Origin of the sequence: Citrobacter sp. Cb080, assembly GCF_030334745.1 — a bacterium.
GTDB classification, from domain to species: Bacteria; Pseudomonadota; Gammaproteobacteria; order Enterobacterales; family Enterobacteriaceae; genus Citrobacter; species Citrobacter braakii.
Map to the genome: position 1 here is coordinate 25,571 of NZ_JAOWDG010000040.1, position 9,238 is coordinate 34,808.

8 protein-coding genes are annotated in these 9,238 nt (G+C 51.2%); all 8 read right to left on the reverse strand.

Annotated elements, in window-relative coordinates; all coding sequences use genetic code 11:
* Positions 1–59 precede the first annotated feature (59 nt).
* Positions 60–4,088 carry a DNA-directed RNA polymerase subunit beta gene (gene rpoB, locus OGV38_RS08160; protein ID WP_003033111.1) on the reverse strand — a complete coding sequence of 1,343 codons (4,029 nt, stop codon included), beginning with the start codon at positions 4,086–4,088 and terminating at the stop codon, positions 60–62.
* A gap of 320 nt (positions 4,089–4,408) precedes the next feature.
* Positions 4,409–4,774 carry a 50S ribosomal protein L7/L12 gene (rplL, locus tag OGV38_RS08165; protein ID WP_000028882.1) on the reverse strand — a complete coding sequence of 122 codons (366 nt, stop codon included), beginning with the start codon at positions 4,772–4,774 and terminating at the stop codon, positions 4,409–4,411.
* Between the two features lie 66 nt (positions 4,775–4,840).
* The gene (gene rplJ, locus OGV38_RS08170; protein WP_005132895.1) at positions 4,841–5,338 is read right to left on the reverse strand and encodes a 50S ribosomal protein L10; all 498 of its coding nucleotides are present in this window, start codon (positions 5,336–5,338) and stop codon (positions 4,841–4,843) included.
* A 358-nt stretch (positions 5,339–5,696) separates the two neighbouring features.
* Positions 5,697–6,404 (reverse strand): 50S ribosomal protein L1, encoded by a 708-nt coding sequence (rplA, locus tag OGV38_RS08175; protein ID WP_016155300.1) that lies wholly within the window; start codon positions 6,402–6,404, stop codon positions 5,697–5,699.
* A gap of 3 nt (positions 6,405–6,407) precedes the next feature.
* Positions 6,408–6,836, reverse strand: coding sequence for a 50S ribosomal protein L11 (gene rplK / locus OGV38_RS08180; protein WP_003033122.1), 429 nt, complete (start codon positions 6,834–6,836; stop codon positions 6,408–6,410).
* 155 nt (positions 6,837–6,991) lie between these two features.
* A complete protein-coding gene (gene nusG / locus OGV38_RS08185) occupies positions 6,992–7,537 on the reverse strand; it encodes a transcription termination/antitermination protein NusG (RefSeq protein WP_003033125.1) in 546 nt (181 codons plus the stop codon).
* Position 7,538: 1 nt separating this feature from the next.
* Positions 7,539–7,922: a preprotein translocase subunit SecE gene (gene secE / locus OGV38_RS08190; protein WP_053389755.1), complete on the reverse strand. Its 384-nt coding sequence runs from the start codon at positions 7,920–7,922 to the stop codon at positions 7,539–7,541.
* Between the two features lie 230 nt (positions 7,923–8,152).
* On the reverse strand, positions 8,153–9,238 hold a 1,086-nt coding region (gene tuf, locus OGV38_RS08195; protein WP_131348470.1), incomplete at its 5' end, for an elongation factor Tu.

Here is a 9,238-nt window from a genome sequence, read left to right on the forward strand (position 1 = left end):
AGTTAGCACAATCTGGCGCTGGCTGTTACGCCAGCACCAGTGACCTGTTTGATCGAGAGTTACTCGTCTTCCAGCTCGATGTTGATACCCAGCGAACGAATCTCTTTCAACAGTACGTTGAAGGATTCCGGCATGCCTGGTTCCATCTGATGGTTGCCGTCCACGATGTTTTTATACATCTTAGTACGACCGTTCACGTCATCAGACTTAACGGTGAGCATTTCCTGCAGGGTGTATGCCGCGCCGTATGCTTCAAGCGCCCACACTTCCATCTCCCCGAAGCGCTGACCACCGAACTGAGCCTTACCACCCAGCGGCTGCTGAGTAACCAGGCTGTAAGAACCGGTAGAACGCGCATGCATCTTGTCATCAACCAGGTGGTTCAGTTTCAGCATGTACATGTAGCCAACGGTAACCTGGCGCTCGAACTGCTCACCGGTACGACCGTCGAACAGTGTGATCTGACCGGAAGTCGGCAGGCCACCCAGCTGTAACAGTTCCTTGATTTCAGACTCTTTCGCACCGTCGAACACCGGCGTTGCGATCGGCATACCTTTTTTCAGGTTTTCAGCCAGACGCAGAACTTCTTCATCGCTGAAGGTATTCAGGTCAACTTTCTGACGAACATCTGAACCCAGATCGTAAGCACGCTGGATGAATTCGCGCAGTTTCGCGACTTCCTGCTGCTGTTTCAGCATGGCGTTGATCTTATCGCCGATACCTTTCGCAGCCATACCCAGGTGGGTTTCAAGGATCTGACCGATGTTCATACGCGATGGTACGCCCAGCGGGTTCAGCACGATATCTACCGGCGTACCGTTAGCATCGTGTGGCATATCTTCGATCGGGTTGATCTTAGAGATTACACCCTTGTTACCGTGACGACCTGCCATCTTATCACCAGGCTGGATCCGACGTTTAACCGCCAGATAAACCTTAACAATCTTCAGCACGCCCGGTGCCAGATCGTCGCCCTGAGTGATTTTACGGCGTTTCGCTTCGAGTTTTTTCTCGAACTCGTGTTTCAGTTCGTCGTACTGCTCAGCCAGTTGTTCCAGCTGATTTTGTTTCTCTTCGTCGGTCAGGCCGAGTTCTAACCAGCGATCGCGCGGCAGTTTGTCGAGCTTCTCAGCTTCAACACCACCGGAAACCAGCACAGCGTAGATACGGCTGAACAGGCCAGCTTCGAGGATTTGCAGTTCTTCAGACAGGTCTTTTTTCGCCTGCTTCAGCTGCATCTCTTCGATTTCCAGCGCACGTTTGTCTTTTTCTACGCCATCGCGAGTAAAGACCTGAACGTCGATAATCGTACCGGAAACACCGTTTGGCACGCGCAGAGAAGAGTCTTTAACGTCAGACGCTTTCTCACCGAAGATCGCACGCAGCAGCTTCTCTTCTGGCGTCAGCTGGGTTTCACCTTTCGGCGTTACCTTACCAACCAGAATATCGCCACCGGTTACTTCCGCGCCGATATAAACGATACCGGATTCATCCAGTTTGGAGAGCGCAGCTTCACCCACGTTCGGGATGTCAGCGGTGATCTCTTCCGGCCCCAGCTTGGTGTCACGGGACACACATGCCAGTTCCTGAATGTGGATGGTGGTGAAACGGTCTTCCTGGACAACACGCTCAGATACGAGGATGGAGTCTTCGAAGTTGTAACCATTCCATGGCATGAATGCCACGCGCATGTTCTGACCGAGCGCCAGTTCACCGAGGTCGGTGGACGGACCGTCTGCCAGCACATCACCACGTTCAACCGGCTCGCCCAGAGATACGCAAGGCATCTGGTTGATACAGGTGTTCTGGTTAGAACGGGTGTATTTGGTCAGGTTATAAATGTCGATACCTGCTTCGCCCGGGTACATCTCGTCTTCGTTAACTTTGATAACGATACGGGAAGCATCCACGTACTGGACGGTACCGCCACGTTTAGCAACCGCGGTAACACCGGAGTCGACGGCAACAGCACGTTCCATACCGGTACCAACCAGCGGCTTATCAGCGCGCAGAGTCGGAACCGCCTGACGTTGCATGTTCGCACCCATCAATGCACGGTTGGCGTCATCGTGTTCCAGGAACGGGATCAGGGACGCACCGACGGATACCACCTGCTGGGTGGATACGTCCATGTAGTCAACCTGGTCACGGCTGAACAAGCTGGATTCGCCTTTGCTACGGCAGGTAACCAGATCTTCTACAAAGTGGCCTTCGTCATCCAGGTTGGAGTTCGCCTGAGCGATAACGTAGTTGCCTTCTTCGATAGCAGACAGGTAATGAATTTCGTCAGTTACAACACCGTCGGTCACTTTACGGTACGGAGTCTCGAGGAAGCCGTATTCGTTAGTCTGTGCGTACACAGACAAGGAGTTGATCAGACCGATGTTCGGACCTTCAGGCGTTTCGATTGGACATACGCGACCGTAGTGAGTCGGGTGTACGTCTCGAACTTCGAAGCCTGCGCGTTCACGAGTCAAACCGCCTGGGCCGAGTGCAGAGATACGACGTTTGTGCGTAATCTCAGACAGCGGGTTGTTCTGGTCCATAAACTGAGACAGCTGGCTGGAACCAAAGAACTCTTTCACTGCTGCAGAAATCGGCTTAGCGTTGATCATATCCTGAGGCATCAGGGTATCCAGATCGCCCAGAGACAGACGCTCTTTCACCGCACGCTCAACACGTACCAGGCCAACGCGGAACTGGTTTTCCGCCATTTCGCCTACGGAACGGATACGACGGTTACCGAGGTGGTCGATATCATCGACTTCGCCTTTACCGTTACGGATATCGATGAGCTTCTTCATCACTTCGATGATGTCATCTTTGCTCAGGATACCGGAACCTTCGATTTCGTCGCGCAGCAGAGAACGGTTGAACTTCATACGACCAACCGCAGACAGGTCATAGCGGTCTTCGGAGAAGAACAGGTTCTCGAACAGGCTTTCAGCAGCTTCACGCGTCGGCGGCTCACCAGGGCGCATCATGCGGTAGATTTCTACCAGCGCGCTCAGACGATCGTTGGTTGGGTCGACACGTACAGTTTCAGAAATGTACGGACCGTGGTCCAGATCGTTGGTGAACAGCGTTTCGATACGCTTGTGGCCAGACTGGCTCAGCTTAGCCAGCAGATCCAGACTCAGCTCCATGTTAGCTGCGCAGATCAGCTCGCCAGTAGATTCGTCAACGTAGTCTTTAGCCGCAACTTTACCAGCAATGTATTCAACCGGAACTTCGATATGTTTGATATCGTCTTTTTCCAGTTGGCGAATGTGGCGCGCAGTGATGCGACGGCCTTTTTCGACGTAGACTTTGCCGTTAGCTTCGATGTCAAAGGAGGCGGTTTCACCACGCAGGCGTTCCGGCACCAGTTCCATCTGCAGCTTGTTGTCACGAATTTCGAAAACAACTTTCTCAAAGAACAGGTCAAGGATCTGCTCAGTGGTGTAGTTCAGTGCACGCAGAATAATAGTCGCTGGCAGTTTACGGCGACGGTCAATACGTACGAACAGGTTGTCCTTCGGATCGAATTCGAAGTCCAGCCAGGAACCACGGTAAGGGATGATACGCGCGTTATACAGCACTTTACCCGAAGAGTGGGTTTTACCTTTGTCGGAGTCAAAGAAGACGCCAGGACTACGGTGCAGCTGAGAAACGATAACACGCTCAGTACCGTTGATAACAAAGGTACCGTTGTCTGTCATGAGCGGAATTTCGCCCATGTAGACTTCTTGTTCTTTAATGTCTTTTACGGTGCCTTCCGGCGCTTCGCGCTCGTAGATCACCAGGCGCAGTTTTACGCGCAGCGGTGCGGAATAGGTCACGCCACGGATCTGACATTCCTGAACGTCAAACACCGGTTCGCCAAGGCGGTAGCTGACGTATTGCAGCTCGGAATTACCGCTGTAGCTCTGAATCGGGAAAACGGAACGGAAAGCTGCTTCCAGACCATACTGCCCTTCAGGATCTTGCTCGATGAACTTCTGAAACGAGTCAAGCTGGATAGAAAGGAGATAAGGTATGTCCAACACTTGCGGACGTTTACCAAAATCCTTACGAATACGTTTTTTCTCGGTATAGGAGTAAACCATTAGGGTTCCTCAGCTCGCTGACAAGTCGACCCATCTGTCCGACGAAGGGACAGTTTGTGCAACACTATTTTGTTGACCGGAAAATCGAATACTTTCCGCAATGCCTGTTGCTATCACGCTTAAACCATTTCATTGCGATTTACACAGAACTGACGTTCTGTCGCAGTATATTAAGACGTCGATAGAAACAAGCATTGAAAGGCACAGCAGTAGTCAAACAGTGTGAAATGCTACTGGCGCCTTACAGCGCAAAAAGGCTGGTGACTAAAAAGTCACCAGCCATCAGCCTAATTTCTTAGGCTGCAACCAGAAAAGTTGGCTTATTTAACTTCAACTTCAGCGCCAGCTTCTTCCAGAGATTTTTTCAGTGCTTCTGCGTCGTCTTTGCTCACGCCTTCTTTCAGCGCAGCCGGTGCAGATTCTACCAGGTCTTTAGCTTCTTTCAGACCCAGGCCAGTTGCGCCACGTACTGCTTTGATAACAGCAACTTTGTTAGCGCCAGCAGCTTTCAGAATTACGTCGAATTCAGTTTTTTCTTCAGCAGCTTCAGCCGGGCCAGCAGCTACAGCTACAGCAGCAGCAGCAGAAACACCGAATTTTTCTTCCATTGCAGAAATCAGTTCTACAACGTCCATTACGGACATAGCGGATACTGCTTCAATGATTTGATCTTTAGTGATAGACATTTAAATTGTTCCTGAAAATCAGAATAAGTTTATACGTAAGCAGATGCTTTACAAAGATAACTGCGATTAAGCAGCTTCTTTCGCATCGCGTACAGCAGCCAGAGTACGAACCAGTTTGCCAGCCGAAGCTTCTTTCATGGTTGCCATCAGGCGTGCAATTGCTTCTTCGTAGGTCGGCAGAGTTGCCAGGCGATCGATATTCGATGCCGTAATCAACTCACCTTCAAAGGCTGCGGCTTTGACCTCAAATTTTGCATTCGCTTTCGCGAACTCTTTGAACAGACGAGCAGCAGCGCCCGGGTGTTCCATAGAGTATGCAATCAGGGTCGGACCAACAAACGTGTCTTTCAGGCACTCGAACTGAGTACCTTCAACGACGCGGCGCAGCAGGGTGTTACGAACAACACGCATGTATACGCCAGCTTCACGACCTGCTTTACGCAGTTCAGTCATTTTATCTACAGTTACGCCACGGGAATCCGCAACTACTGCAGACAGCGCGCCTTTGGCTACTTCGCTGACTTCAGCAACAATCGCTTGTTTGTCTTGAAGATTTAAAGCCATTAGCTTTGCTCCTGGATGTTTGCCGGAACTCATGTTCCGGAACTCACTTCACTCCCCCCAACGGAGAGAGCGTCTAAATACGGTGAGCAGAAACAAGCCAGAGTATCAGAAATAATCTTAGCGTTCTGTCACCGTCTACGCAGGGCATTAAGTTTCTTACGAAACACCTGCGGTCTTCGACGGAGGCCTGGATTAGGCCAGGCTCCAACGAACAAATCTTTTCTATCTGTCGTTATTCAATCTGTAGCGGCGTTGACTGCCTTGCCACAGCCTGAATATCTCGGATATACGTCTGCAATTAGCAGAATACGTGGGGGTAAGATTGTAGACAAAATCACCGCCCACGTAAAGGCGAATATTAGTTCGCCACAGTCGCAGTCAGACCGGACTGATCAACGGCAACGCCAGCACCCATGGTGGTGGAGATGCTAACTTTCTTGATGTACACGCCTTTTGCCTGAGTCGGTTTTGCTTTTTTCAGCGCAACCAGCAGAGCTTCCAGGTTTTCTTTCAGTTTGTCAGCGTCAAAATCCACTTTACCGATGGTGGTGTGAATGATGCCGTTTTTGTCGTTACGGTAACGAACCTGACCAGCTTTAGCATTCTTAACAGCTTCAGCAACGTTAGGAGTTACAGTACCAACTTTCGGGTTTGGCATCAGGCCGCGCGGACCCAGAACCTGACCCAGCTGGCCAACAACGCGCATTGCATCCGGGGAAGCAATAACAACGTCAAAGTTCATTTCGCCTTTCTTGATCTGTTCAGCCAGATCTTCCATACCTACCAGCTCAGCGCCTGCAGCTTTAGCAGCTTCAGCGTTTGCACCCTGGGTAAATACGGCTACGCGAACGGAACGGCCAGTACCGTGCGGCAGTACAGTTGCACCACGTACGTTCTGGTCAGATTTACGAGCATCGATGCCGAGGTTAACAGCAACGTCCACGCTTTCTACGAATTTAGCAGTGGCCAGCTCTTTCAGCAGAGCGATAGCTTCGTTGATGTCGTACTGCTTAGTAGCATCAACTTTGTCACGGATCACGGACATGCGCTTGGTCAGTTTAGCCATTTCTTAGTCCTCCACTACCAGGCCCATGGAACGTGCAGTACCTTCAATGGAGCGAGTCATCGCTTCAATGTCGGAACCAGTCATGTCGGCAGCTTTGGTCTGCGCGATTTCCTGCAGCTGAGCGCGGGAAATTTTACCCACTTTGTCTTTGTTCGGCTTGCCGGAACCAGACTTGATACCAGCCGCTTTCTTCAGCAGAACTGCTGCCGGAGGCGTTTTGGTAACGAAAGTGAAAGAACGGTCAGCGTAAACGGTGATAACAACCGGGATTGGCAGACCTTTTTCCATGGAATCAGTTTTAGCGTTGAACGCTTTGCAGAATTCCATGATGTTCACGCCTTGTTGACCCAGTGCAGGACCTACCGGCGGACTCGGGTTAGCCATACCAGCTGCAACCTGCAGCTTGACATAGGCTTGGACTTTCTTAGCCATTCTAAATTCCTCTAGTTGGGTTATAACGCCTCAAGGAGGCTCCCCGTGATTAAATTCGTTTTACGGATAGGATCCATAAAAACAAAAGGCGCGAAATTGTATTCCAATCTCGCGCCTTGTGCAACGATTAAATCGTCGCTTTTTTGATCGGGGTGTTAGGCTTTTTCAACCTGAGCGAAGTCCAGTTCAACTGGAGTCGCACGACCGAAGATAGATACGGAAACTTTCAGACGAGACTTCTCGTAGTCCACTTCTTCAACCACGCCGTTAAAGTCAGCGAACGGACCGTCGCTAACGCGAACCATTTCACCAGGCTCAAACATCGTTTTCGGACGCGGTTTGTCGCCAACCTGCTGCAGACGGTTCATGATCGCATCAACTTCTTTGTCGCTGATCGGCGCCGGACGGTCAGATGTACCGCCGATAAAGCCCATCACACGCGGCACGCTGCGCACCAGGTGCCAGCTTGCGTCATTCATCACCATCTGGACCAATACATAGCCCGGGAAGAATTTACGTTCGCTCTTGCGACGCTGGCCGCCACGGATTTCGACCACTTCTTCGGTCGGCACCATGACTTCGCCAAACAGCTCTTCCATATTTTGTAACTTGATATATTCGCGCAGCGATGTAGCTACGCGGCCTTCAAAACCGGAAAACGCCTGAACGACGTACCAGCGCTTTTTAGGGGCTTCAGACATCTTAGAACCTCAGGCCAGTGATAAAGGATACCAGGCGAACCAGAATACCATCCAGTCCCCACAGGATCAGTGACATTACTGCGGTAACCGCAGCCACAATTAATGTGGTGTGCAATGTTTCCTGGCGAGTTGGCCAAATGACCTTACGGACTTCGGTTCTCGCTTCACGGGCAAAAGCAACGGTCGCTTTACCTTTTGTTGTCAACAGCGCGACACCACCCGCTGCGGCAATCAGAATCACTACGGCCAGCGCACGCAGCGGCAGCATCATGTCACGATAGAGGTAGTTGCCAACGATAGCTACAAGCAGCAATATAGCGACAACAACCCACTTCATCGCTTCCAGGCCGCGCCCGCTTCCTTGAGCTTCGGTATTCGCACTCATAAACCAACCTGTCAGAAGTATTCTACAAACATTTTCACCCCGCGTAAGCGAGGCGATCCAAACCGAAATGCTCTGGTGCGTTTCGGACTAAACGCCCTCTTCAGAGCCTGTCTCAGCAATGATTATGACAAATAAAATCACTGATGAGCCAGGTTCTGGTGTGAAAGCGTGCAAAAAGGGCATCAAATGATGCCCTTTTATTGCGCATTGCGTCAAATGTTATTCGGCAATTAGCTCATTACTTTGGCAACAACGCCCGCACCAACAGTACGACCGCCTTCACGGATTGCGAAACGCAGACCGTCGTCCATCGCGATTGGGTGGATCAGGGTAACAACCATTTTGATGTTGTCGCCCGGCATTACCATCTCAACGCCTTCCGGCAGTTCGATGGTACCAGTCACGTCAGTAGTACGGAAGTAGAACTGCGGACGGTAGCCTTTGAAGAACGGAGTATGACGGCCGCCTTCATCTTTGGACAGAATGTACACTTCAGATTCGAACTTGGTGTGCGGCTTGATAGAGCCCGGCTTAGCCAGTACCTGACCACGTTCGATTTCTTCACGTTTGATACCACGCAGCAGAACACCAACGTTCTCACCAGCACGGCCTTCGTCCAGCAGTTTGCGGAACATTTCAACGCCAGTACAGGTAGACTTAGCAGTCTCTTTGATACCAACGATTTCAACTTCTTCACCAACTTTGATGATACCGCGCTCTACACGACCGGTAACAACGGTACCACGACCGGAGATGGAGAATACGTCTTCGATAGGCAGCAGGAACGGCTTGTCAATCGCACGCTCTGGTTCCGGGATGTAAGAATCCAGGAAGCCAGCCAGTTCGATGATTTTCGCTTCCCACTCTGCTTCGCCTTCCAGCGCTTTCAGAGCAGAACCACGAACGATCGGAGTGTCGTCGCCCGGGAAATCGTACTGAGACAGAAGTTCACGAACTTCCATTTCTACCAGTTCCAGCAGCTCTTCGTCATCAACCATGTCGCATTTGTTCAGGAACACGATGATGTACGGAACGCCTACCTGACGACCCAGCAGGATGTGCTCACGAGTCTGCGGCATCGGGCCGTCAGTCGCAGCAACAACCAGGATCGCGCCGTCCATCTGCGCAGCACCGGTGATCATGTTTTTAACATAGTCGGCGTGGCCCGGGCAGTCTACGTGTGCGTAGTGGCGAGTCGGGGTGTCATATTCAACGTGAGAAGTGTTGATGGTGATACCACGAGCTTTTTCTTCCGGCGCGTTATCGATCTGGTCGAATGCACGAGCAGCACCGCCGTAGGTTTTAGCCAGTACGGT